Genomic DNA, 23,470 nt, shown 5'->3' with positions numbered 1-23,470 from the left:
TTTCTATGACTCTCCCAAATGTAGATATGAATCTTTTGGATCAACCGACTTTAGAAAAGGTACAGGCCAAAGCGCTAGATCATCCACCCCGTATTTTACTGCTCTATGGTTCTAACCGTGAGCGTTCATACAGCCGATTGGCGGTGATGGAAGCTGGTCGTATCTTAGAGCAGTTTGGTGCAGAAGTTAAAATCTTTCATCCTAAAGGGCTGCCTTTACCTGAAGATGCGGACACTGAACATCCAAAGGTTAAAGAGTTGCATGATTTACTCGCTTGGTCAGAAGGTATGGTGTGGTGCTCGCCTGAGCGTCATGGCTCAATGAGTTCAATTTTCAAATCGCAAATTGATTGGATTCCATTGGCTGGCGGTGCGATTCGAGCAACACAAGGCAAGACGTTGGCCTTGATGCAGGTGAGTGGGGGGTCGCAGTCTTTTAATAGCGTCAATCAAATGCGTATTTTAGGCCGTTGGATGCGCATGATCACCACCCCAAATCAATCCTCTATTCCTAAAGCTTTTTTAGAGTTTGAAGAAGATGGACGAATGAAACCTTCAGCCTTTTATGATCGAATTGTCGATGTTATGGAGGAGCTGTATAAATTCACGCTACTGACGCGTGGGCAAAGTCAGTACCTTACAGACCGCTATTCAGAGCGAAAAGAGTCGGCAGAAGAATTATCTAAGCGTGTCAATCAACGGAGTTTATAAACTCTAGATGATCAAAGATGTTGAAAAGTAGCTTGTGTAATTGAAAAGTCCAATTACAGATTTGATCAGTTTTTAAAAGTCACTTAGTTTGTTGAATAGACTGGGCTTTTTTAATTATGAATATGGCTTCACTATAATCAAGAGGAGAGATGCTTTGGCACAACTACAAGCACAAGTCGATGTGGTTATTATTGGTGGTGGTCAGTCGGCACTTGCTACAGCTTATTTTCTCAAACGTAAAAAAGTTCCATTTGTGATTTTAGATGATCAATCGCAGGCGGGCGGTGCATGGCTGCATGCTTGGCAGTCGCTACATCTTTTTTCACCGCATACATGGAGTTCGTTGTCGGGTTGGATGATGCCAACGACTGAACACACCTACCCAACGCGAAATGAAGTGATCGAGTATTTGTTGGCATACGAGCAACGCTATCAATTTCCGACCATTCGGCCAGTCCATGTCGATCATATTGAACAAAAAGATGACTATTTAGATGTGTATGCTGGCGAACAATATTGGCGAGCTAAAGCGGTGGTCAGTGCTACAGGAACATGGAGTCAACCTTATATTCCACATTATGAAGGACATGAGCGATTTGAAGGGATACAAATACATTCAGCTCATTACGTAAATCCAGAGCCTTTCATCAATAAAAAAGTGATCGTGGTTGGAGGTGGCAACTCTGGTGCACAAATTCTTGCTGAAGTCTCAAAAGTTGCAGATACCACTTGGGTCACAGTAACACCACCTCAATTTTTATCGGATGATGTTGATGGGCGGGTCTTGTTTCTTCGGGCAACGGAGCGTTTAAAAGCCCAACAGGAAGGTAAAGTGATCAATCAGCCTGTTGGTGGTCTGGGTGATATTGTCATGATAGACACTGTCAAAGAGGCCCGTGAACGTGGCGTATTACATAGCCGAGAACCGTTTAATGCATTTGAAGAACATTCAGTTGTTTGGGCGGATGGTACAACACAAGCCGTAGATGCTGTGATTTGGTGTACAGGGTTCAAAGCTTCACTGAATCATTTAAGAAGTCTTGATGTGGTAGAACCTGATCAAACGGTTGCTGTCCATAATGGGCGTTCAATGAAAGTAAATAATTTATGGTTGGTTGGCTATGGTGAGTGGACAGGCATGGCATCGGCGACTTTAATTGGAGTGTCCAGAACAGCAAGAGCTGCGGCTGATGAAATTGCTGCCTACTTGACTAGCTAAAACGTATAAGTTTAAAGGGATGCATAGACAGGTTTCATGCATGAACAATTCGATTTGATTCGATACGGAGGAGGACGGAAATAGAATTCGCCGTGAAGCAAATGGAAAGCAATTATTGATGATTGATAGGAGATTCAAGCTACTCTAAGTAGCTAATTAAAATAAGAAAACCTATCTATTGAAATCAGAAAAGCAGCCGAAGCTGCTTTGCGTTTTTTTATCATCGTTGAAGTTGCCTCTAAGGCATTCACCATCAGCACAAATCAAATTGCCAGATTTAAGCGTCTACTTTGCCGGTACGAGAGTTTTGGCTTAATTCATCTGCATGTAGGAAATGCGTATGCTGCGGTGCGCGTTTGGTTTTGCTCCATTCTTCCAGCATGTCATATTTCATTTGTTCAGTAATCATGGCAATCTTTTGTGGCGCTTTTTCATCGTCATAGGCCAGTTCCAAACGATGGCCATTTGGATCAAAGAAATAAATTGAGTGGAAAATACCATGATTGGTAATGCCCAAGACCTCTATACCATTGGCTTCTAGGTGTTCTTTCGCATCAATCAGTGCCTGACGGTCTTTGACTTTGAGTGCAATGTGCTGCACCCATTTTGGGGTGTTTTCATCACGGCCCATTTCAGGCTGGGTTGGTAGTTCAAAGAAAGCCAGCACATTGCCGTTTCCTGCATCTAGGAAGAGGTGCATATAGGGATCAAAGGCTTTGGTTGAAGGGACAAGGTCTTCAGCAAAGGCGAGAATGAAATCCATATTTAGATTTTTTTTGTACCATTCCACCGTTTCTTTGGCATCTTTACAACGGTAGGCCACGTGGTGAATTTTTTCAATTTGAATGGTCATTTTTATATCCTTATAAAAAACTTAAGCTGCTTCAGGTTGCATTTCAGGTGCAGCGTGTTGAAAGGCCTCTAAACTGTTGCAATGGGTATAGATCGAACAAATTTTTGGATAATCGGATAAATCAAGATTAAAACGTAGAGCGTTATAGACTTGTGGAATCAGGCAGCAATCCGCTAGGGTCGGCTGATTGCCAAAACAGAATTTGCCATTTGACTGTTCCAGTTGTGCTTCAAGGGCTTTAAAGCCCATTAAAACCCAGTGTTTATACCAAGCTGTTTTCTGCTCATCACTTATTTCAAATGTACCCGTCAGGTACTGAAGTACCCGTAGGTTGTTGAGTGGATGGATATCGCAGGCAATACTCAAACTAAATGCACGGATCAAAGCACGCTGCTGCAAGTCTTGAGGGAGCAGGGCCATGTCTGGGAATTTTTCTTCTAAATATTCAAGAATACTTAGCGATTGGGTCAAGACAAAATCTTGCTCTGCCCATGTGGGCACCAGCTCACTAGGATTGATTTGACGGTAGCTTTCACTATGATGTTCACCACCATTATTGACTAAGTGCACAGGTACATGTTCAGCAGTCAGACCTTTTAAATTCAGGCCAATACGAACTCGGTAAGCCGCAGAACTACGAAAATAGGTATACAGTTTCATGGGCAACATCCTGGTCTGCAATTATTGGGTAAAACCAAAATCCACTGCTGGCAGAATTTTGCCGCTGACTTCACCAAAGCCAATACGCAAATCATCTTTTTCGCAATAGCCTTTCATAATGACGGTATCGCCGTCTTGAATGAAGTTACGCTGTTCGCCATTTGATAGCGTTAAAGGTTTGGTGGCATTCCAAGTGATTTCGAGCAATGAACCATAAGAATCTGGAGTTGGCCCTGAAATGGTCCCTGAACCCATCAAATCACCGACCTGCAAGTTACAGCCCGCAATCGTATGATGTGTCAGCTGCTGAGCCATGGACCAGTACATATATTTAAAGTTGGTTTTGCAGATCACATCACTTTTTTCGTCATTCTCAGGCTGAATTTCAACCGAAAGATGAATGTCATAGCTGTTGCTGCTGTTGTCTTCACACAGATAAGCCAAAGGTTTTGGCTCTTGTTCAGGCGAACTGGTTTTAAATGGCTCAAGTGCTTCCAGCGTCACAATCCAAGGTGAAATAGACGACGCAAAAGTTTTGGCATTAAACGGACCAAGTGGCACATATTCCCATTGCTGCAAGTCACGAGCAGACCAGTCATTAAACAGCACCATACCGAAAATATGATCCCAAGCGTTTTCAATTGGAACAGGTTGACCCAGCTGACTTGCCTTGCCTACGATAAAACCAGTTTCAAGTTCAAAGTCGAGTTTACGGCAAGCAGAAAATACGGGACGTTCTGAATCTGGCAGCTTGATTTGTCCTGATGGACGGACAATGTCTGTACCACTCACAATGACCGAGCTGGCACGACCGTTATAACCAACAGGGAGTTCTGACCAGTTGGGCAGCAGCGCATTTTTCGGGTCACGGAACATGCAACCGACATTGGTGGCATGTTCTTTAGACGAATAGAAATCGGTATAGCCTGAGATGTTTACAGGCATATGCATTTTAACGTCTGATTGTTTGAAGAAAACCTGATCACGCAGGGTCTGATTATCACGAAGTTCAGGATTATCTGCGGACAACAAAACTTGTAATTCAGCGCGGACCTTAGACCAATTGGCTTGACCTGATTCAATAAACAAATTCAGTGTCGGCTGATTAAAGAGCAGTTTACCATCTGCCACTTTGCAATAACCATGCGCTTCCAGTACCGCCAGATCAATTACCCATTCTCCCAGTGCTACGCCAGCACGAGGCTGCGAATTGTGTTTTTTACTAAAAATGCCATAAGGCAGGTTTTCTAGCGGGAAATCTGAATGTGCAGCAATTTCAACAAATGACTTCAAGCGTTTGCTCATGGATATTGATCCTTTCCGTGGAAAATTTAAGTTCTAGATAGAATCATACTTATATTTTAAAATTACGCAATAAATAATTTATTTATGAATAGTGTAAATTATTGAGCTATACTACTCTGAATGAGAGAGTCAGGTTTAGATGGCTCACATTTTTGATTTAAGTAGTACAATTCACCAATGGAGTTATGACAACTAATGCAGCTATGCAGGGTAAAGCGATGAGTGTTGAGGAAGAAAAAATACAGGGAGGGGTTCAGTCTCTGGAAGTTGGATTAACCGTATTAGATGCATTAACTGCACATAATGCACCGATGATGTTAAAAGAGCTGTCCGAAGTTTTATCCATGCATCCGGCCAAAGTACACCGTTATGTGGTGAGCTTGATTCGTAAAGGCTATGCTCAGCAATTAACGGATGGGCGTTATAGTTTAGGTGAGCGTGCACATGCTTTTGGGGTGAATGCACTCAAACGAACAGATATGCTGGAATTAAGCCAGCGTTATATTCAGGACATTCAGCAACATCTGAATTGCAGTATTCATGTCAGTAAATGGTTTGCCGATGGCGCGGTCGTGGTTCAGTCTCTAGAATCTAACCATGTCTTTAATATTATTACCCGAGTCGGTTCACGCATGCCGCTGCTGAAATCTGCGACAGGGCGCTTGCATGCCAGCTATCAGTCTGAGCACATCATCAAGCCATTATTGGAAAAAGAATGGGAAAGTAGCGTTAAGTCAGAGCAGTATCCTGCAAATTGGGAAGATTTTTTAGAGCTGAAAGCGAAAATCCTGAGTCAAGGTTATGCTTCAGTCACAGGAGATATGATGGCTGGGATCAATGCGATTAGTATTCCAGTCTTTAATTTCACGCAGCAACTGGATCATGTCATTACTTGTATTGGCACAGAAGATCAGTTACCCGAAGGGCAAATGCAGCAAGCAATTGATTATGTACTTGGCGTACAGCGACAGATCGATGCTTTATTTTGTCCAGCTGCTGCCATATAAAAGCGTCGATTGCATTGAAAAGATGAATTAAGTTTTAAATCCGCCCTTTGGTGGATTTTTTTATGGGATGCGGTCGTGCTAGACAGTATAAATATTTCATTTTCTGCCACGCTGTCTAAAGGAAAAGGGGAAATTAGGAAATAGACAGTGACGCTTAAACCCGTAGACTTAGGTTGCCTTGATTCAAGTTCTGAAAAATAACGATAAAAAAGGCTTCTAACCCTAGAGTGAGAAGCCTAAGTGAACATGATATATTTTTAAGCAAGCACAGACTCAGCGGAGCTTGCCGCTTTAAGCACAGTCGCCATCGACTCAGCCACATAATCAATATTGTTTAAATTTAGGCCAGCAGTACACATACGGCCGCTGCGGACTAAATAAATACCATAATCGTGTTTCAGCAAATCGACCTGTTCTGCACTTAAGCCCGTATAACTAAACATGCCTTGTTGCTGGGTCAGATAGCTAAAGTCCATATCTGGTAGCGCTTGACTGAGTTTGTCTTCAAGTAAGCGACGCATCAGTAAAATGCGCTGACGCATTTCTTCTAATTCAGACTGCCATAGCTGAGACAATGCTGTGTCATTTAATACCTGACTCACCAATAACGCACCGTTAGCTGCTGGGCTAGAATAAATGCGACGGACTGTCGCTTTAAGCTGGCCCAATACATTTTGGGCAATGTTTGCGTCATCGCAGACAAAGTTCAAGCTACCAACGCGCTCACCATATAAGGAAAAGATCTTGGAAAAAGAATGGCTGACAATAAAGTTCATACCAGACCGATCTAGCGCATGTATCGCATAAGCATCTTGCTCCAAGCCTTGACCAAAGCCTTGATAGGCCATGTCCAAGAAAGGAATCAAGTCATTTGCTTTTAGAACCTCAATCACTTGATCCCATTCATGAGGTGCTAAATCTGCACCTGTCGGGTTATGACAGCAAGGATGCAGTAGTACGATACTTTGAGTAGGCAGCTGTTTTAAGGTATCTAGCATCGCAGTTAGATTTACGGCATGGGTGTCCGCATCATAATACGGATAGAAATGGGTTTGAACACCAGCACCATTAAAGATCGCAATATGGTTTTCCCAAGTCGGTTGACTGACCCAGATCTCGGACTGCGGAAAGTATTTGTTTAAGAAGTCTGCACCTACTTTGAGTGCACCAGAACCACCCAAAGTCTGAATGGTGACGACACGCCCTTGCTGACGAGCAGGGCTAGCCTGACCGAAAATGAGTTCTTGTGCAGCCTGATTAAAGCTCTTGAGTCCATCCATAGGCAAATAGACTCGGACTTTGTCATAGTCAGGAATTAAATGAGTATAGGCTTTTTGAACCGACTGTAGCTGTGGCACGATATTATCTTCATTATAATAAAGTCCGATACTGAGATTGACCTTATTCTGGCGCGTATCTTTGCTGAATTCCTCCATCAGAGAAAGAATCGGGTCACCTGCATAGGCATCAATATGTTGAAACATGAATACATCCTAATATGATAAATACGATATTACGCTTCTGGTAAGGAAGTGATTTTACTTTTTTCAAGCAACGCAACATGATCTTCTTGCTTCCGTTTAAAGAGATAAGCCGTCAGTAAAATTGCAATCCAGACTGGAATCATGAGAACTGCAATTTGCATATCTGGGCTACGACTCATAATGAGCAGAATACTCGCCATGAAGGCAATACATAAATAATTGGTAAATGGATAGGCCACACTTGGAAAGTGAGTTTTTACCTGCATGCGATTCATGGCTTTTTTAAACTTTAAATGTGTATAAGAAATCACGACCCAGTTAATCACAATAGCCGCTACGACCAGCATCATGAGTAAGTTAAATGCTTTTTCAGGAAATAAATAGTTAATCAGAACACATATTAAAGTAAAGAAAGCTGAAACCATAATGGCATTTACAGGAATACCACGCGGATTAATTTTGCTTAAAAATTTTGGAGCATTGCCTTGTTGTGCCAGACCAAGCAGCATTCGGCTGGTACAGTAATTGGTGCTGTTATAGACAGAAACAGCCGCGGTCAAAACCACAAAATTCAAAACAGCGGCCACGGTTTGGCTGCCTAAAGAGTCGAAAATTAATACAAAAGGACTACCGCCTTCAGCCATCATATTCCATGGATAAAGCGACAAAATTACGACTAGGCTTAAGATATAAAATAACAAGACGCGGTAAACAATTTGATTGACGGCTTTTGGGAGGGTTTTCTGAGGGTTATCTGTCTCTGCTGCTGCAATACCTACCAGCTCAATTCCACCGAAAGCAAACATAATCATGGCCATAGCCATCACTAAACCTGTAATACCATTGGGGAAGAAGCCACCGAGCTGCCATAAATTTTGTAAGCTAGACTGGCTATGACCACTACCGCTAGCCAGCAAGTAACTACCAAAAGCAATCATGGCAATAATTGCCACAACCTTAATGATAGCTAACCAAAATTCCATTTCACCAAATAATTTCACGTGCAGTAAATTAATGACATTAATAAAAATAAAGAAACCCAAAGCAGAAACCCACGTTGGAATATCAGGCCACCAGTAATGGATATAGAGGCCGACAGCACTGAGTTCAGCCATACACACTAAAATATTCAGTACCCAATAATTCCAGCCAGACATAAATCCCGCAAATTTGCCCCAGTATTTATAAGCAAAATGACTAAAAGAACCACTCACGGGTTCATGCACAATCATTTCACCGAGCTGGCGCATCATGAGAAAGGCAATAAGACCTGCGATGGCATAGCCTAAAATAACAGAAGGTCCTGCGAGTTTGATGGTTTGTGAAATGCCGAGGAAGAGCCCTGTGCCGATAGAACCACCGAGGGCGATGAGCTGAATATGACGATTACTTAAACCTTTTTTCAGGTTTCCTTGTTCAATGTGCTGCATTTTTATTCTTCATCCATGTGAGATAAAGCCCTGATCCATGATGATGTGTGTACTTATTTTTATATTGTCATCGGAGCAGACTTTAATTTTACGAGTATAATTTTTGCGCAAAAGTTAAATTTCCCTGTACATAAAACTATATGTACAGGGAAATTTTAGAAGTCGTTTAAGCTTTAGATACATCTAAAACGCCACGTTTAATTTGATCGCGTTCAATCGACTCAAATAGCGCTTTAAAGTTGCCTTCACCAAAACCATCGTCATCTTTACGTTGAATAAATTCAAAGAAGACAGGGCCTAGCATATTTTGGGAGAAAATTTGCAATAAGAGGCGTTTATTACCGTCTTTAGTATTGCCATCCAGCAAAATGCCCCGTTTTTGTAGTTCATCAGCAGGTTCACCGTGGTTAGGCAAACGCTCATCTAGCATTTCATAATAGGTATTGGGCGGAGGTGTCATGAACTTGGCACCTAAAGCTTTTAACTTGTCCCAAGTGCTAATCAGGTCATCACAAATGAAGGCAATATGCTGAATGCCTTCACCGTTAAACTCATTGAGGAATTCGGCAATCTGACCATTTCCTTTATCCGAATCTTCATTGAGCGGAATACGGATTTTGCCATCTGGCGCCGTGAGTGCCTTGGACGTCAGGCCAGTATATTCACCTTTAATATCGAAGTAGCGAATTTCTTGGAAGTTAAAAATCTTTTCATAGAAATCAGACCAATACTGCATACGGCCTTTATACACATTGTGGGTCAAATGGTCGATTTCATATAAACCTGTGCCGACAGGATGAGAGGGTACATCATCAAAGAAAATGAAGTCATTTTGGTAAATGTCACAATCGACGAGGAAAATAGGAGAGCCGCCAATCCCTTTAATTGCTGGGATATTCAGCTCCATCGGGCCAACTTGGTTGTAAATTGGTTCTGCACCAATTTCTATTGCCTTTTTAAATGCCTTTGCCGCATTCTTGGTACGGAAACCCATTGCACAGGCAGAAGGGCCGTGTTCTTTATAGAAATAAGCTGCATACGATTCAGGCTGATAATTAAGAATGATATTAATTTTGCCCTGACGCCATAAATACGCATTTTTAGACTTATGCTTTGCCACTTTGCTGAACCCAATGGTTTCAAACACCGCATCTAGCTGACCATCTTTAGAAACAAACTCAATAAATTCGAATCCACACAATTCTAATGGGTTGGCTAATTCATTCATACAACGTCCTCATTTCTTTTTTAAGCAATCCTATTGCTTATCTTTTTAACGATTCCTTTCAGAGCTAACGGACTGGTCGCTACAATTCTAGAGCGAGAGAGACAAATCCGTTTGTCTGACATGGGGCACTTGTTCAGCAGCATTCTCAATGTTGAGTGAGCAAGTGTAGAAGTTTTAATTCATCATACTTGATCTAAATTATTATTCAATACGTAATTTAATTACGCAATAAATAAAATTGGTAAATGATTAACCTATAAATTAAATTAATATTATTCATAAAATATTTTTTAAAATATGGGGGCTTTGTTATACCAAGATTTCAGGATGAAATCTGTGTTATAGGACTAAAATAGAAAGGAAAAATTGGGTATGAAATTTGGCTCATTCAGTGCATCTATTGAGAACAGCTATTTGAAAATGAAACAGCCAAGCAATTGATTTGAGCACGAAAATTAATTGTAAAATATCAAGAACAGTTTGACTTACTAAAACCTGACTTGAAAATCCAGATGTAGGTGGCGCCACGAGCGAGTTTCTTCACGCTGAATTTTTTGCATCAGTTTGAGCGGCTGTTGAATCAGCGTCCAATATTGAAGGGGATTATTAGTATCACAGTGTGATAAATCGAATTTTTAGTGTTTATGATTAGGCTTAGAGAGGTTGAAAACAACCATAAAATGGTACGCTCTGCGGGACTCGAACCCACGTCGGTCGCTTAGGAGGCAACTGCTCTATCCAGTTAAGCTAAGAGCGCAAAAGTGCGGTTAATGTAGCTGATTTTAATCAAAAAAAATAGTTATTGCCGAAACAATAACTATTTAAAAATGAAAATTTTATGCTTTTCTAAACAGAATTTTGTATAGAACGAACATTAATACGATCCAGACGGGGATCATAATCACAGCGCCGCTTAAACCTTGTGTCCACATGATGTAAAGCACTACAGCGATAAATCCAAGAACAAGGTAGTTACTGAAAGGCGACCAAAGTGCAGGAAATAAGGGTTTTTTCGCTTCGCTTTTCATGGCCTTCATAAATTGAAGATGAGTTAAGCTGATCATGGCCCAGTTCAATACCAAAGCGCCAACAACGATGTAAATTAAGTTGCTGAGTGCATCTTCTGGCGCAAAATAGTTCAACAGTACACAACCGAAAATCAGTAAAGCAGAGAACAAGACTGCTGGAATTGGCACACCTTGCTTATTGGTTTTACTGAATATTTTAGGTGCATTACCTTGCTGTGCTAAACCAAACAGCATGCGGCTGTTAGCATACATACCGCTGTTATATACAGAAAGTGCTGCAGTCAAGATAATAAAATTCAGTAAATGTGCAGCCCAACCAATACCTAATTGACTGAAGATCATTACAAATGGGCTCTTATCTAAGCCGCCAAGTTGTAATTCATTCCAAGGTACAAGCGATAACAAAATGGTTAATGAACCCACATAGAAAATGAGGATACGGAATACCACTTGGTTGATTGCTTTAGGAATTGATTTTTGTGGATTATCAGCTTCTGCTGCAGCCATACCAATCAATTCAATACCGCCAAAGGCAAACATGAGGAAGGCAAGCATATAGAATAGACCTTCAACGCCATGCGGGAAGAAGCCGCCATGAGACCAAAGGTTGCTGAATGAAGCCGTGGAATCTGCGCCTGCCGTAGCCAAAAGATAAAGACCAAATACAATCATGGCGACGACGGCTGTGACTTTGATGATAGCTAACCAGAACTCTGATTCACCGTAAAATTTCACATTACCTAAATTGACTAAGGTAATGATCACAAAGAAGGTGAGAACCGATGCCCATGCAGGAATATGAGGCCACCAGTAGTTGATATACTTCGCAACAGCGGTCAGCTCGGTCATGGCTACTAGAACATATAGAATCCAGTAGTTCCAGCCTGCAAGAAAGCCTGCAAATTTGCCCCAGTATTTGTTTGCAAAATGACTAAAAGAACCGGCTACAGGTTCTTCAACGATCATTTCCCCGAGTTGACGCATGATTAGAAACGCAATTAAACCGCCAATTGCATAGCCCAAAATAATGGATGGGCCAGCAGATTCAATCACATGTGCGGAACCTAAAAATAAGCCAGTACCAATTGCGCCGCCCATGGCAATCAATTGAATATGACGGTTCTTTAAGCCACGCTGAAGTTGAGACGACTCTTTATTCAAGTTATTTCAGCCCGACAATGGATAAGTGTTTCCGATTGTAATAGATCGCGAAGAAATCGCATAGTAGCTCAAAATTCATGAAAAAAAGTTATTATTCATATGAAAAATAATATGTAATAAGTTGTAAATAAAAAACATACGAATCAATATATTAATTTTATTTAAATTATAAAATCGGGAATTTTATTTGGAAACCGGACGTTCACAAATGGTTTTTTTTTATACTTACTTAGACTAAAGTCCTGTACGTTACGCATGGATATTGAAAAAAGGTATGATGAACCAAAGTTAAATCAGCATGCTTGACTTAACACAATGATAAATATGAAGGATTCAATAAAAATGAGTTTTGCACCGCAAATCAAAATTCCAGCAACGTATATGCGTGGAGGGACCAGTAAGGGCGTATTCTTTAAATTAGATGACCTCCCAGAAGCTGCGCAACAGGCTGGACGCGTTCGAGATCAGTTATTGCTCCGTGTAATTGGTAGCCCTGATCCTTATGCAAAGCAGATTGATGGCATGGGTGGTGCAACATCGAGTACCAGTAAAACGGTGATTTTAGCGAAGAGCCAACAGCCCGAACATGATGTCGATTATTTGTTTGGACAAGTGTCGATTGATCAGCCTTTTGTCGACTGGAGCGGAAACTGTGGCAACTTAACTGCGGCAGTAGGTTCATTTGCGATTTCAAATGGTTTGGTCGATGCTGCACGTATTCCAGAAAATGGCATCTGCACAGTCCGCATTTGGCAGGTGAATATTCAAAAAACCATTATTGCACACGTACCTATTACGCAGGGCCAAGTTCAAGAAACAGGTGATTTTGAACTTGATGGCGTGACGTTCCCAGCTGCAGAAGTGCAAATTGAATTTTTAGATCCAGCCGATGATGGTGAAGATGGTGGTGCCATGTTCCCAACAGGGAATTTGGTTGACACTTTAGAGGTTCCAGAGATTGGTCGCTTTCAAGCAACGTTTATCAATGCAGGTATTCCGACCATTTTCTTAAATGCAGAAGACATTGGCTACACGGGGAGTGAATTACAAGACGCAATTAATGGCGATGCCAAAGCTTTAGCACGTTTTGAAACCATTCGTGCCTATGGTGCAAAACAGATGGGGCTGATTCAAGATATTTCTGAAGCTGCCAGTCGTCAACACACGCCTAAAATTGCTTTTGTTTCTAAGCCAAAACAATATGTCTCGTCGAGTGGTAAAACCATTACAGAGCAAGACACCGATTTATTGGTTCGTGCCCTTTCTATGGGTAAATTACACCATGCGATGATGGGGACAGCAGCTGTTGCCATTGGTACCGCAGCAGCGATACCAGGAACCTTGGTCAATTTGGCCGCGGGTGGTGGAGCACGTGAAGCCGTTCGTTTTGGTCATCCTTCAGGGACCTTACGTGTGGGAGCGCAAGCGATACAAGAAAAGGGTCAGTGGGCAGTGAAAAAAGCTGTCATGAGCCGTAGTGCTCGCGTGTTGATGGAGGGTTGGGTGCGTATTCCAGCGGAAAGCTTGGATTAACGCTATGTAAAAAGCCTCTTTCTGTAGAGGCTTTTTTATGTCAACTCTAGGTCTGTGATAAGAAGGCTAAAAATAACTAAGAGCATGAGAGGTGAATTTTAGGGCTTGATTGCTTGTGTAATGGCTGCTTGAAATAGTAGAAAAGTCATTCTTATCACCTCGTCTGCAAAAATTAATAGAATACTGCGCCTTGTTTGTACTTTCGGCATAGAGAAAGCGGGCAGAAAGCAGTATCATGCCAACAGATCACTTCAAATGATCGACTCAGTCAAACTGAGCACCAGATTAATTTATCCTATTGTTATTCGAGGCGAATGTGTCAGCACTAACCGACGTATCAGCAAATGCACTCCAACAGGCTCAACAACGTATTCACGATGATTTATTGACGGCACTTGATGCTTTTTCAATTCCGGAACCGTTACAGAGTGCCGTGCATCATGCGGTCATGTTAGGTGGCAAACGTGTGCGTCCTGCGCTGTGCTATGCCACGGCACATTTAAATCCAAACAATAATGCCGCTGCCGTGCGCCGTGCCGCTGTGGCTGTGGAACTGATTCATTGTTACTCCTTGGCACATGATGATTTGCCGTGTATGGACAATGATCTTTTGCGTCGTGGTCAGCCGACCTGTCACGTGGCTTATGGTGAAGATACTGCTTTGCTTGCGGGAGATATCTTGCAGTCCATGGCGTTTGAAATTTTAGGTAGTCGACTGTTTGATGCTGGCCCAGTGGTTGATCAGGGTATTGTACTGAAGCAGATGCAAATTTTAGCGACAGCGAGCTCTAAAATGGTGTGTGGACAAGTCCTCGACCTACAAGCCGAAGGTAAACGCGTCGATCAGGCTGCACTTGAAAATATCCACCGAAATAAAACGGGTGCATTGATTTCTGCTGCGGTGATGATGGCCGCGGTGACTGTATTTGACGGTTGCGATCAAGCGATTCCAAAGTTACGCGAATATGCACAGGCAATTGGTTTGGCTTTTCAGGTGCAAGACGATATTTTAGATATCATTTCAAATACAGATGTACTGGGTAAAACCGCAGGGAAGGATGAGCAAGTCGAAAAATCGACTTATCCAGCCTTGATGGGGCTAGGCGCTGCACAAGAGTATGCCAAAACTTTGCATGATCAAGCCTTTGCTGCTTTGGCTTATTTCCAAACTGATGCGGCAGCAGAACTGTATCAGATTTCACAGTTTTTATTGGCTCGCCAAAGCTAAGTTTCAGTGTTTAGATTAAAAAAAAGAGGACATAGCGTGTCCTCTTTTTTAATGCTTGTTCCTTAGAGGCTTGAGTTTTTCCTCAACCACAATAAAAAAGACAGCTCGAAAGCTGTCTTCATTCAATCAAACCACACATCAGTTAGATGTCTTTACGTCCCATAACACCACGGATGGTACTTAAAATATCGGCTGGCAACACCACTGTTTTAGCATTGTTCGATTTAGACATGTCTTGCATCGCTTTGACATATTGTTCGCCCAACAAGTAAGCCACAGGAATTTCCTTGTCGCCCACAGCCGAAGTGACCATTTCAATGGCACGCTGAGAAGACTCCGCTAAGACCACTTGTGCTTCTGCATCACGACGAGACGCTTCTAAACGGCCGTCTGCCTCTAAAATCGCTGCTTGTTTTTCACCATCGGCTTTGGTCACGGTCGCACGACGTTGACGTTCAGCTGCCGCTTGCGCTTCCATTGCTGCTTGCATGGTTGAAGAGGGTTGAATATCTTGAATTTCAACGGTTTTGAGGGTAATGCCCCAGTCTGAAATATCATCCGAAATGGCTGCTTTAAGTTTGGCTTTAATGTGATCACGAGACGATAGCGCATCATCAAGATCCATTTCACCAACGATTGAACGTAGTGACGTTTGCACTAAGTTTTGAATGGCCCATGTATAGTTTTCAATCCCATAGACGGCATTTACAGGCGTGGTGATGTTGATATAGGCCACTGCATTCATGAGCAAAACGGCATTATCGCGGGTAATCACTTCTTGAGAGGGAATGTCTAATACAATGTCTTTGGTCGTCACTTTATAAGCCACTTCATCGACATAAGGAATCACAAAGTTGAGACCTGGATTCAACGTGGTATGGTATTTACCCAGACGTTGCACGATCCATTTATAACCTTGTGGAACAATACGGACACCTTTAAAAATGGTGACAGCGGCAAAAGCCAAAATTGCTAAAACGACAATAAATCCACCAGACATATGCTTAACTCACTTTTATCTATTTTCGTTGGTTGAGAGATGTGCTTTGACCATTAAATCATTGCCCAGTATTTCAACGACACGCACTCGGTCGCCGACGTGGACTTTATCTAAAGTGCGACAGTTCCATTCATCTGAACCGAGTACTGGAATGGGGAAGCGAACGCGAATGTGTTCATTTTCAGGACTCGCTTGAATCACCATGCCAATTTGACCGATGGTTGCTTCGCGAGATAGTCCTGCCTTGGTTTTGTCAGTCGAAAGCGGTTTAATAAATTTAAACCAAAGTAAAGTGCATAAAATCGACAAAATAATCCACGTCACAAACTGCGTGGTAACACCCATCATGGGGAACATCCAGTACAGAATACCGACCATAATGGCCGCAATACCGAACCACAATGCGGCAAAAGCAGGCAGAATCAGCTCTGATAACATTAACAGAACGCCCAATACAAACCAGTGCCAAGGTTCAAAAGCAAATTCCATACATCTACTCATATATTCGTTATAGGGATATAGATGCAGAAGCATCTATATCAATTTAGCAGATGAATAAGTCTTTGAATATTAAAAATCAAATTTTTTAGAATTTGGCTTTAGGGACTGGTTTAAAGGCAGCAGGGGTCTTTTTAAAATCGACAATGGCTTTTTCGATCGATTTAATTTTGAGCTGCGCGGCTTTTTCACCTTCTAAAATAGATTGATTGCTGGATTTTAAGTCCAAAGTGCCCAAGTGTCCGACTTTGGGTTGAATCACCACAGTCGCTTGGCTCAATTCTTCATTGATGCTTTGCTGCCCCATAATATTAATGGTCTGGTCGAGCAAGCCCCACATATTGAGGGGTTTGTTGCCGACAGGACGAGCTGAAATATCAATCGCGATCACAATATCCGCGCCCATGTCCTTGGCTGTTTTGACTGGAATTGGGCTGACCAGACCGCCATCGACATACTTGGTTCGACCAATCACCGCAGGGACAAAAACGTTCGGAATACTGCATGAAGCACGTACTGCTTGGCCCGCATTGCCTTTGATAAAGTCGGCCTTACGTCCAGTGTCAAGACGGGTCGCCACCGCAGCAAAGCGGATAGGGAACTGTTGAATTGGTTTGTTGCCGACGTGTTTGTTGACATAGTCTTGTAGCTTTTGACCTTGAACAAACCCTTGGGAGTTGAGGGTTAAGTCTCGAATGTCCGATTCTTTTAAGGTCAAGGCAATTTGCTGAAGCTGGAAAGGCGTTTTACCACTGGCATAGATACTGCCCACAAAACTTCCCGCACTGGTTCCCGTGACAATTTTAGGTTTAATACCATGTGACTCTAAAACTTTAAGCACCCCAATGTGTGCAAAACCTTTGGCACCGCCACCGCCGAGTGCAATCGCAATCACAGGTTCACGAGCTTGAATGGGAGTTGTTGTTGGTGTTTTCTTTGATGCAAGATCACATCCTGCCATAGTCAGTGTGAGAGCACCAATCAGAGATAAACGAGCAAAATTCATGGTCAAAAGTACTAAAACGCAAAACAAATAATGGTGCACATCTCAGCAGATTCGATCTTGATTTACTAGCTATTTTTTAAGCGTTTTTGTAAAGGCTTGGCCAACCATTTTGGGTTTTTCGCTGAAAATTTGCCGATATACAGATCTAAAATATGTTCTAGGTCTTGCTCAAAATCCCCAGTAGGATGAAACACACCCAAGCAGTGGATAGTTTTTTGCGCATAGTCAAAAGAAAACATCACAATCGGAATCTGTGCACCATACGCAATGCGATAAAAGCCACTACGGATGGATTCGGCTTGCTTACGTGTGCCCTCAGGTGCCATCCCGACCCAAATTTTTTCTTTGCTGTGAATAATATCGATAATATTTTGGGTTAACCCTTGAGCATGGGTACGATTGACTGGAATGACGCCAATCCACTCAAGTAACGGTTTCAGTGGGGTATGAAACAAACTGTTCTTGCCAAAAATGGTGATTTGCAGGCCTAAGCCCAATAGAGCCGTAAAGCCATGCCATGCATCGATATTTGAGGTATGCGGTGAAATAATTGCTACCGCTTTAGGTAGATTGGGAAATTTGCCAACAAAGCGCCAACCTTGCGCCAAATAAAGCTGCTTAAAAATAGCGCGAGTGAATGCAGATGAGTTACGACTTGGAACTTGATCTGGTAGCTCTGGAAAATATTGGTTCATTGTTATTATACTCAATCGACCAAGATGTATATGATCTCATCATAAGCACTGATCGGCTTGAATTCATTGGCAAAAAAAGTGAAGGGATAGCGATCTCAGATGAACATTTTGACCAATCCATGTATATAGGAACAGCATGCTACAGACTCGCAATGTATATATTTTGCTGTTTTCATTGTATTGGGCGCAAGGCTTACCCGTTGGGTTTATGACCCATGCCTTGCCTGTCATTTTAAGAGCACAGGGTGTGTCATTGGCACAGATTGGGGGCTTCGGACTGCTGATGTTGCCGTGGTCGATCAAAGTGTTTTGGGCACCTGTGTTAGATCGTTTTGGGATCACCCGTTTGGGCCACTATCGTAGTTGGATTATTCCATTGCAGTTTCTTACGGTGCTGGTGCTGATCGGACTATCTTTCCTCCCGATTGATGGATTAAATCAACCTATTTATTTATGGGCTTTCTTTGTGGGCCTCCTGAGTATGAATTTGCTCGGGGCAACACAAGATATTGCAACCGATGGATTGGCGGTCAATATTCTAAAAGGGGAACAACAGCACTGGGGCAATACCTTTCAGGTGATTGGATCGCGTCTGGGTTTTATTGTTGGTGGTGGTGCAATCTTGTGGGCATTAGATTGGCTGAGCTGGCAGAGCACTTTTTTGATGCTGGCGGCAATGGTCTTTATAAACACGCTGCCGATTTTAATTTATCCAGAGCCAAAGCATCGAGCTGTTTCAGAAGCTCAGACCACACCTTTTAATCTCCAGCAGATCAAAAACTATTTGGCTTATTTTGTCCAGAGTCCTTTGCTTGCAGCATGGTTAGCAGTGCTATTGAGCTTTAAAATTGCTGATGGTTTAGCAGGGCCACTTTTGAAGCCTTTAATGGTCGATTTGGGTCTGAGTTTTTCTCAGATAGGGCTTTATGTCACCATGTTGGGTGCATGTGCCGCCTTAATAGGCGCAGGACTTGCGGGCTATAGTTTGAAGTTGATTCGCCGTGCCACGGCTTTAGTACTGTATTCGGTGCTAAAAATATTCAGTCTGGGGGCTTATACATGGTTAGCCTTTCAATATGAAAACCAGCACAGTATTCAGCCGTGGCTGATTTATCTGATCAATGCCTTTGAAGATATGACTTCATCGATGCTGTTGGTGGTTATGCTCACCCTAGTAATGCAATACAGTCGCAAACATCTGGCAGGCACGGACTTTACTTTTCAAGTGGCGCTGATGGCCACGGTCAGTGGCGGTTTGTATAGTGTGAGCGGTCTATTGGGAGATTGGCTCGGCTATTTTAATTATCTGTGTATGATTGTAGTCATTGCGATGTTGAGCCTGTGGTTTATCTTCAAATGGCGTGGCATTGCGATGCATTCAAACCTTTCATAATTCATTCATAAATAAATCATAAAAAGTGCTAAATAGTGACGTAAACAATTAAAAAATATAACTAAATAATTTTTTAATTGTTCTGTCATATATGTCTGAACGGTAATATTTGTAACAAATTTACCGTAGGATATTTTGATAATGAAAACACAAATTGCAGCCGCAATCGCTTTAAGTTTAGTGGCAGGGGTAACATTCGCAGCACCTAGTTTTTATGGTGAAATTGATGTCACGGCCGATTATTTACCTGAAGACAATGCTTCGCCAAATAAAGACCGCGATGTGGTCGAGTTGAATTCTAACAACTCCTTTTTGGGGTTAAAAGGCGAAGAGAAGCTGACAGATCGCTTAAATGCACTATACCAAGCTGAATTTACCTTTTATGTAGACAATGGCGGTAGCACCGATACTTTCGTTCCGCGTAATTTACTCGTAGGCTTACAAGACCAGAAATTGGGAACATTGAAAGTCGGTAAAATTGATACCCCCGTTAAACAACTGTCTTCAGTGGTAGATACCTTTAATAACTATGTGGCCAACAAAGCCGATGTGGCGGGGATTTTCACGGGTGAAAACCGAGTTGATAATGTGCTGGTCTATGAAACACCTGCTTGGGGAGTGGGCGCAGGTAAACTGAAAGCTGCGGCACTGTTAGCAACAGGTGAAGCTGGTGGTATTGAAAAATCTAAAGGCGGGGCAAAAGTTGCAGGGCGTGGTCTGGGCGATGCTTGGTCAGCATCAGTAGTCTATGACAGTAAAAAGTTTGTTGCAGGGGTTGGTTATGATAAGGCCATTCCGTCAACCTTTGCAGGGCGTGGCACTTTAAATGCGTCAGCGCCTGAAGTGACTGGCGGGGTAGCAGGCAGTGCTTTTGCCGCAGCAGATACCTTGCGTGCTATTGGTCGAGTAAATCTCAATAATGGTTTGGCATTGAAAGCCTTATATCAAACTTCTGAAGTGGCGGATGTACAAGGCAATGATGCTGCCGCGGCTGCCATAGACAACGCACAAGGCTGGTTGGTTGGGGCTGAATATAACTTACCGACTGCCAAAGCTTGGACAGTGAAAGCGCAGTACAGTCAAAACTCAACCAGTTTTAAAACATCTAAAGAAGACTTTGATGCACAGCAGTTTATTGCAGGTGTTGATTATGCCTTTACCAAGCAAGTTAAAGCTTATGGTTACGCAGGGATTTTGACGCTTGAACAAGCATCATTTGAAACCAAACAACCTGTAGTAGGTACGGGCATCGAGTACAAATTTTAAGGTTTAAGTGATAGAAAGGGCAAAGTCTCTAAAGATTAATGTGAATCAGTTAAGGAGTTTTATAAAAGCTCCTTAATTTTTTGTCGTTTACGATGGAATCTTCGTATTTTAAAATTCAATATTTGGAGCTCGTCCGTTCTTTTACGTAGCCAATAGAACCAAAAACATTTGTCATCCGCAAAATCTTTTGCTTTTCTGCATTTAAATGATCATTTTGCAAAAACATTCCTTTTAAATGGACATGCAGGTTGCGGATGACGCTTACGTATATCAAATAATATTGGGCGGCTCAAAAAGGGCATCTGATTGCTTAACTGATCGGTATGACTTTATATATTCGGCCACAGCGCTTTTTTTATTTAAGCGAGTTTTAAGTTTAGAAAACTACATTGGGGCATCCGCTCAGCAAGACATGATTTAAAATGTTCAATTTGCAGTCTATTTTTAAAGAAGTTTCACTTTCGCGCTTTAACATCTATTTGGCGCTGTGGTTAGCCGTGGTTTTAAACGTGATGTTCTATAAGCAAGTTCAGTTGCTTACACCGTATCATGGTTTTAAAGCGTATGCCTTTATCGGCGCTACTGTTTTGGTGGTGTTGGCTTTTTATCATTTGGTTTTTCAACTGTTACAGTGGCGACCGATGGCTAAAGGGTTGGCTGCGTTATTGATCATCATTGGTGGAATGAGTGCCTATTTTGTCAACAGTTTAGGCGTTTCGATCACACCAGATCAGATCCAAAACATGATGCAAACCGATGGAAATGAAGTGCGCGACTTGTTGTCATGGCGTCTTGTGCTGTGGATTGGGGCGATGGTGGTACTACCTTTAGTGGTTTTATTTAAGGTCAAAATCCGCCGTGATCCTTTTAAAACCGTGTTATTGCACAAGCTGTTCGGTAGTGCAGTTTCTATTTTACTGATTGCAGGCATGTTGTTTATTTTCTTTGTTGATTATGCCGCGATTTTCCGTGAGCATCGTGATCTCAAAGGGATGATTTCACCGCAAAATGCGATCAGTTCAACCCTGTCGTATTATAAAAAGAATCGACCACAGCAGCATTTACCGTTGGTGACTTATGGTGAAGATGCTCATTTGGTGAAGCAAGTCGGACAGCAAAACTTGCCGAAATTGATGGTTTTGGTGGTCGGTGAAACGGCACGTGCAGAAAGTTTTTCTTTAAATGGCTATGCGAAAAAGACCAATCCTGAGCTGGAAAAACTCAATGTCATCAACTTTAATCAAGTCAGTTCTTGCGGGACAGCCACTGCGGTTTCTGTGCCTTGTATGTTTTCAGGCATGCCACGTGAAAACTATGATGCACAGTTAGCGCACCACCGTGAAGGTTTATTAGATCTTGCACAGCGTGCTGGTTACAAAGTGACATGGATTGACAATAACTCTGGCTGTAAAGGCGTTTGTGATCGGGTTGAGCAGTATAAAATTCCAGAACCGATACAGAAAAAATGGTGTTCAGCCGATGGCGAATGTACCGATGAAATTTTGGTGGATAGCTTAAAAGCCTATATGGCTGGTATTGCGGCTGATGATAAAACGCCACGTTTAATTGTGTTACACCAAATGGGCAGTCATGGACCAGCTTACTATAAGCGTTCAACGCCTAAGTTTCAGCCTTTCCAACCGATGTGCGAAACCAATGCCATTCAAGCCTGTACACCTGAACAGCTGAAAAATAGTTATGACAATTCCATTGTTTATACCGACCATGTGTTGAGTCAACTGATTGGTGTATTGAAGCAAAGCTCAAATTTTGAAACAGGTTTTTGGTATTTATCTGACCATGGTGAGTCGACTGGTGAGCACGGGCTGTATTTACATGGTTCACCTTATGCCATTGCACCAAGCCAACAGACCCACGTACCGATGCTGATGTGGTTTTCAGAAACATGGCAAAAGCAGAATCCGCAACAAATCGCTTGCTTAGGACAACAAAAAAGCCAAGAATTAAGCCAAGATCATTTGTTCCCAAGCTTATTGAGTTTACTTGGGGTAAAAAGTATGGTGATTGATTCAAAAAATAATATGTTAGAACACTGCACTGCGACCAAAGCGAGCGCTTAGACCATGTCAAAAATATTGATTATTGAAGATGATTTTATGATTGCTGAGTCCACACAAACGCTGCTGCGTTATCAGCAGTTTGATGTGGTGTGGGTCAACAATGGTTTTGATGGTTTAAAGCAATTGCAACAATATCCATTTGATGTGGTGTTGTTGGATTTGGGACTACCGATGATGGATGGGATGCAGGTTCTAAAAAATATACGCTCGCTTTATCCGACTTTGCCTGTGCTGATTATTTCAGCGAGAGATCAGTTACAAAACCGAGTCGATGGTTTAAACCAAGGCGCGGATGATTACTTAATTAAGCCTTATGAGTTTGATGAGTTACTGGCACGTATTCATGCACTATTACGTCGTAGTGGCGCGTTAAAACAGCAAAAGCAAAGCCAGACTTTGAGTTATGCAGGTCTAGAGTTAGATGAAGATTTGCACTTAGCCAAGTACAAAGGGCAGACCATTGATTTATCGAACCGAGAATGGGCTATTTTAATTCCTCTGGTCAGTCATCCCAATAAAATTTTTTCCAAAACCAATTTGGAAGAAAAGCTCTATGACCTTGACTCGGAAATTAACAGCAATACCATTGAAGTTTATATTCACCATTTGCGTGCCAAACTTGGCAAAGACTTTATCCGTACCATTCGAGGTTTAGGCTATCGTTTGGGGCAGGTTGAAGCATAAC

General features: G+C 42.2%; 20 protein-coding genes and 1 tRNA gene. 9 read left to right on the top strand and 12 right to left on the bottom strand.

All coding sequences use genetic code 11. The features are described 5' to 3' along the window. Positions 1-5 precede the first annotated feature (5 nt). Both arsH and AC4MC0_RS12790 read left to right on the top strand, forming a co-directional pair. Positions 6-710: an arsenical resistance protein ArsH gene (gene arsH, locus AC4MC0_RS12795; RefSeq protein ID WP_278345214.1), complete on the top strand. Its 705-nt coding sequence runs from the start codon at positions 6-8 to the stop codon at positions 708-710. A gap of 154 nt (positions 711-864) precedes the next feature. After that, positions 865-1,929 (top strand): ArsO family NAD(P)H-dependent flavin-containing monooxygenase, encoded by a 1,065-nt coding sequence (locus tag AC4MC0_RS12790; RefSeq protein WP_126035681.1) that lies wholly within the window; start codon positions 865-867, stop codon positions 1,927-1,929. Between the two features lie 277 nt (positions 1,930-2,206). Here AC4MC0_RS12790 and AC4MC0_RS12785 read toward each other — a convergent pair whose 3' ends face one another. From AC4MC0_RS12785 to fahA, 3 genes are read right to left on the bottom strand one after another with little or no spacing between them, the layout of a single operon-like run. Next, positions 2,207-2,782, bottom strand: a complete 576-nt coding sequence (locus tag AC4MC0_RS12785) for a VOC family protein (RefSeq protein ID WP_335996969.1) — start codon at positions 2,780-2,782, stop codon at positions 2,207-2,209. Positions 2,783-2,803: 21 nt separating this feature from the next. Further along, complete coding sequence (gene maiA, locus AC4MC0_RS12780) at positions 2,804-3,442, bottom strand: maleylacetoacetate isomerase (RefSeq protein WP_005005957.1); 639 nt, start codon at positions 3,440-3,442, stop codon at positions 2,804-2,806. Positions 3,443-3,463: 21 nt separating this feature from the next. Continuing rightward, entirely contained in the window at positions 3,464-4,747 is a 1,284-nt protein-coding gene (gene fahA / locus AC4MC0_RS12775; RefSeq protein ID WP_335996971.1) for a fumarylacetoacetase, read from the bottom strand. A 185-nt stretch (positions 4,748-4,932) separates the two neighbouring features. On the opposite strand from fahA, the gene AC4MC0_RS12770 reads away from it, so the two are divergent. Next, complete coding sequence (locus AC4MC0_RS12770; RefSeq protein WP_335996973.1) at positions 4,933-5,754, top strand: IclR family transcriptional regulator; 822 nt, start codon at positions 4,933-4,935, stop codon at positions 5,752-5,754. 257 nt (positions 5,755-6,011) lie between these two features. Here AC4MC0_RS12770 and AC4MC0_RS12765 read toward each other — a convergent pair whose 3' ends face one another. The 5 genes from AC4MC0_RS12765 to AC4MC0_RS12745 form a co-directional block, all read right to left on the bottom strand. Continuing rightward, complete coding sequence (locus AC4MC0_RS12765) at positions 6,012-7,238, bottom strand: amino acid aminotransferase (protein WP_278345209.1); 1,227 nt, start codon at positions 7,236-7,238, stop codon at positions 6,012-6,014. A gap of 29 nt (positions 7,239-7,267) precedes the next feature. Next, positions 7,268-8,668: an amino acid permease gene (locus tag AC4MC0_RS12760; RefSeq protein ID WP_004981288.1), complete on the bottom strand. Its 1,401-nt coding sequence runs from the start codon at positions 8,666-8,668 to the stop codon at positions 7,268-7,270. A 166-nt stretch (positions 8,669-8,834) separates the two neighbouring features. Further along, a complete protein-coding gene (gene hppD / locus AC4MC0_RS12755; RefSeq protein ID WP_062034383.1) occupies positions 8,835-9,896 on the bottom strand; it encodes a 4-hydroxyphenylpyruvate dioxygenase in 1,062 nt (353 codons plus the stop codon). A 681-nt stretch (positions 9,897-10,577) separates the two neighbouring features. Further along, a tRNA-Arg gene (locus AC4MC0_RS12750) sits at positions 10,578-10,653 on the bottom strand. Between the two features lie 79 nt (positions 10,654-10,732). After that, a complete protein-coding gene (locus AC4MC0_RS12745; protein WP_004981282.1) occupies positions 10,733-12,085 on the bottom strand; it encodes an amino acid permease in 1,353 nt (450 codons plus the stop codon). A gap of 342 nt (positions 12,086-12,427) precedes the next feature. On the opposite strand from AC4MC0_RS12745, the gene prpF reads away from it, so the two are divergent. Together prpF and AC4MC0_RS12735 are read left to right on the top strand one after the other, a co-directional pair. Beyond that, positions 12,428-13,618 carry a 2-methylaconitate cis-trans isomerase PrpF gene (prpF, locus tag AC4MC0_RS12740; RefSeq protein ID WP_201704052.1) on the top strand — a complete coding sequence of 397 codons (1,191 nt, stop codon included), beginning with the start codon at positions 12,428-12,430 and terminating at the stop codon, positions 13,616-13,618. A 316-nt stretch (positions 13,619-13,934) separates the two neighbouring features. Then, on the top strand, positions 13,935-14,846 hold the full coding sequence (locus AC4MC0_RS12735) for a polyprenyl synthetase family protein (protein WP_278345206.1): 912 nt from the start codon (positions 13,935-13,937) through the stop codon (positions 14,844-14,846). A 142-nt stretch (positions 14,847-14,988) separates the two neighbouring features. Here AC4MC0_RS12735 and AC4MC0_RS12730 read toward each other — a convergent pair whose 3' ends face one another. The 4 genes from AC4MC0_RS12730 to AC4MC0_RS12715 all read right to left on the bottom strand — a co-directional run bounded on the left by AC4MC0_RS12730 (position 14,989) and on the right by AC4MC0_RS12715 (position 18,045). Then, positions 14,989-15,846 carry an SPFH domain-containing protein gene (locus AC4MC0_RS12730; protein WP_004981272.1) on the bottom strand — a complete coding sequence of 286 codons (858 nt, stop codon included), beginning with the start codon at positions 15,844-15,846 and terminating at the stop codon, positions 14,989-14,991. Positions 15,847-15,861: 15 nt separating this feature from the next. Then, on the bottom strand, positions 15,862-16,335 hold the full coding sequence (locus AC4MC0_RS12725; protein WP_004981271.1) for an NfeD family protein: 474 nt from the start codon (positions 16,333-16,335) through the stop codon (positions 15,862-15,864). Between the two features lie 97 nt (positions 16,336-16,432). Then, positions 16,433-17,350 carry a patatin-like phospholipase family protein gene (locus AC4MC0_RS12720; protein ID WP_335996983.1) on the bottom strand — a complete coding sequence of 306 codons (918 nt, stop codon included), beginning with the start codon at positions 17,348-17,350 and terminating at the stop codon, positions 16,433-16,435. A gap of 65 nt (positions 17,351-17,415) precedes the next feature. Continuing rightward, positions 17,416-18,045 (bottom strand): 1-acyl-sn-glycerol-3-phosphate acyltransferase, encoded by a 630-nt coding sequence (locus AC4MC0_RS12715; RefSeq protein ID WP_333655573.1) that lies wholly within the window; start codon positions 18,043-18,045, stop codon positions 17,416-17,418. 136 nt (positions 18,046-18,181) lie between these two features. Between AC4MC0_RS12715 and AC4MC0_RS12710 the strand changes: the two genes are divergently transcribed. From AC4MC0_RS12710 to AC4MC0_RS12695, 4 genes are all read left to right on the top strand, one after another. Beyond that, on the top strand, positions 18,182-19,438 hold the full coding sequence (locus AC4MC0_RS12710) for an MFS transporter (protein WP_278345202.1): 1,257 nt from the start codon (positions 18,182-18,184) through the stop codon (positions 19,436-19,438). Positions 19,439-19,579: 141 nt separating this feature from the next. After that, positions 19,580-20,704 carry a porin gene (locus AC4MC0_RS12705; protein ID WP_335996984.1) on the top strand — a complete coding sequence of 375 codons (1,125 nt, stop codon included), beginning with the start codon at positions 19,580-19,582 and terminating at the stop codon, positions 20,702-20,704. Between the two features lie 422 nt (positions 20,705-21,126). Then, positions 21,127-22,785 (top strand): phosphoethanolamine transferase, encoded by a 1,659-nt coding sequence (locus AC4MC0_RS12700; protein WP_335996985.1) that lies wholly within the window; start codon positions 21,127-21,129, stop codon positions 22,783-22,785. Positions 22,786-22,788: 3 nt separating this feature from the next. After that, positions 22,789-23,469 (top strand): response regulator transcription factor, encoded by a 681-nt coding sequence (locus AC4MC0_RS12695; protein WP_004981249.1) that lies wholly within the window; start codon positions 22,789-22,791, stop codon positions 23,467-23,469. The last annotated feature ends 1 nt before the right edge of the window (position 23,470 follow it).

Source organism: Acinetobacter sp. CAU_H_S139_7 (genome assembly GCF_058599305.1).
This window is presented reverse-complemented; position numbering and strand designations above follow the sequence as displayed.

Bases quoted from the DNA above. Each gene is read 5' to 3' on its own strand.
- AC4MC0_RS12765 (WP_278345209.1), bottom strand. From the start codon at position 7,238: ATGTTTCAACATATTGATGCCTATGCAGGTGACCCGATTCTTTCTCTG.
- hppD (WP_062034383.1), bottom strand. From the start codon at position 9,896: ATGAATGAATTAGCCAACCCATTAGAATTGTGTGGATTCGAATTTATT.
- AC4MC0_RS12760 (WP_004981288.1), bottom strand. From the start codon at position 8,668: ATGCAGCACATTGAACAAGGAAACCTGAAAAAAGGTTTAAGTAATCGT.
- AC4MC0_RS12730 (WP_004981272.1), bottom strand. From the start codon at position 15,846: ATGTCTGGTGGATTTATTGTCGTTTTAGCAATTTTGGCTTTTGCCGCT.
- maiA (WP_005005957.1), bottom strand. From the start codon at position 3,442: ATGAAACTGTATACCTATTTTCGTAGTTCTGCGGCTTACCGAGTTCGT.
- AC4MC0_RS12715 (WP_333655573.1), bottom strand. From the start codon at position 18,045: ATGAACCAATATTTTCCAGAGCTACCAGATCAAGTTCCAAGTCGTAAC.
- AC4MC0_RS12725 (WP_004981271.1), bottom strand. From the start codon at position 16,335: ATGGAATTTGCTTTTGAACCTTGGCACTGGTTTGTATTGGGCGTTCTG.
- AC4MC0_RS12700 (WP_335996985.1), top strand. From the start codon at position 21,127: ATGTTCAATTTGCAGTCTATTTTTAAAGAAGTTTCACTTTCGCGCTTT.
- fahA (WP_335996971.1), bottom strand. From the start codon at position 4,747: ATGAGCAAACGCTTGAAGTCATTTGTTGAAATTGCTGCACATTCAGAT.
- AC4MC0_RS12770 (WP_335996973.1), top strand. From the start codon at position 4,933: ATGACAACTAATGCAGCTATGCAGGGTAAAGCGATGAGTGTTGAGGAA.
- prpF (WP_201704052.1), top strand. From the start codon at position 12,428: ATGAGTTTTGCACCGCAAATCAAAATTCCAGCAACGTATATGCGTGGA.
- AC4MC0_RS12785 (WP_335996969.1), bottom strand. From the start codon at position 2,782: ATGACCATTCAAATTGAAAAAATTCACCACGTGGCCTACCGTTGTAAA.
- AC4MC0_RS12705 (WP_335996984.1), top strand. From the start codon at position 19,580: ATGAAAACACAAATTGCAGCCGCAATCGCTTTAAGTTTAGTGGCAGGG.
- AC4MC0_RS12710 (WP_278345202.1), top strand. From the start codon at position 18,182: ATGCTACAGACTCGCAATGTATATATTTTGCTGTTTTCATTGTATTGG.
- AC4MC0_RS12695 (WP_004981249.1), top strand. From the start codon at position 22,789: ATGTCAAAAATATTGATTATTGAAGATGATTTTATGATTGCTGAGTCC.
- arsH (WP_278345214.1), top strand. From the start codon at position 6: ATGACTCTCCCAAATGTAGATATGAATCTTTTGGATCAACCGACTTTA.
- AC4MC0_RS12720 (WP_335996983.1), bottom strand. From the start codon at position 17,350: ATGAATTTTGCTCGTTTATCTCTGATTGGTGCTCTCACACTGACTATG.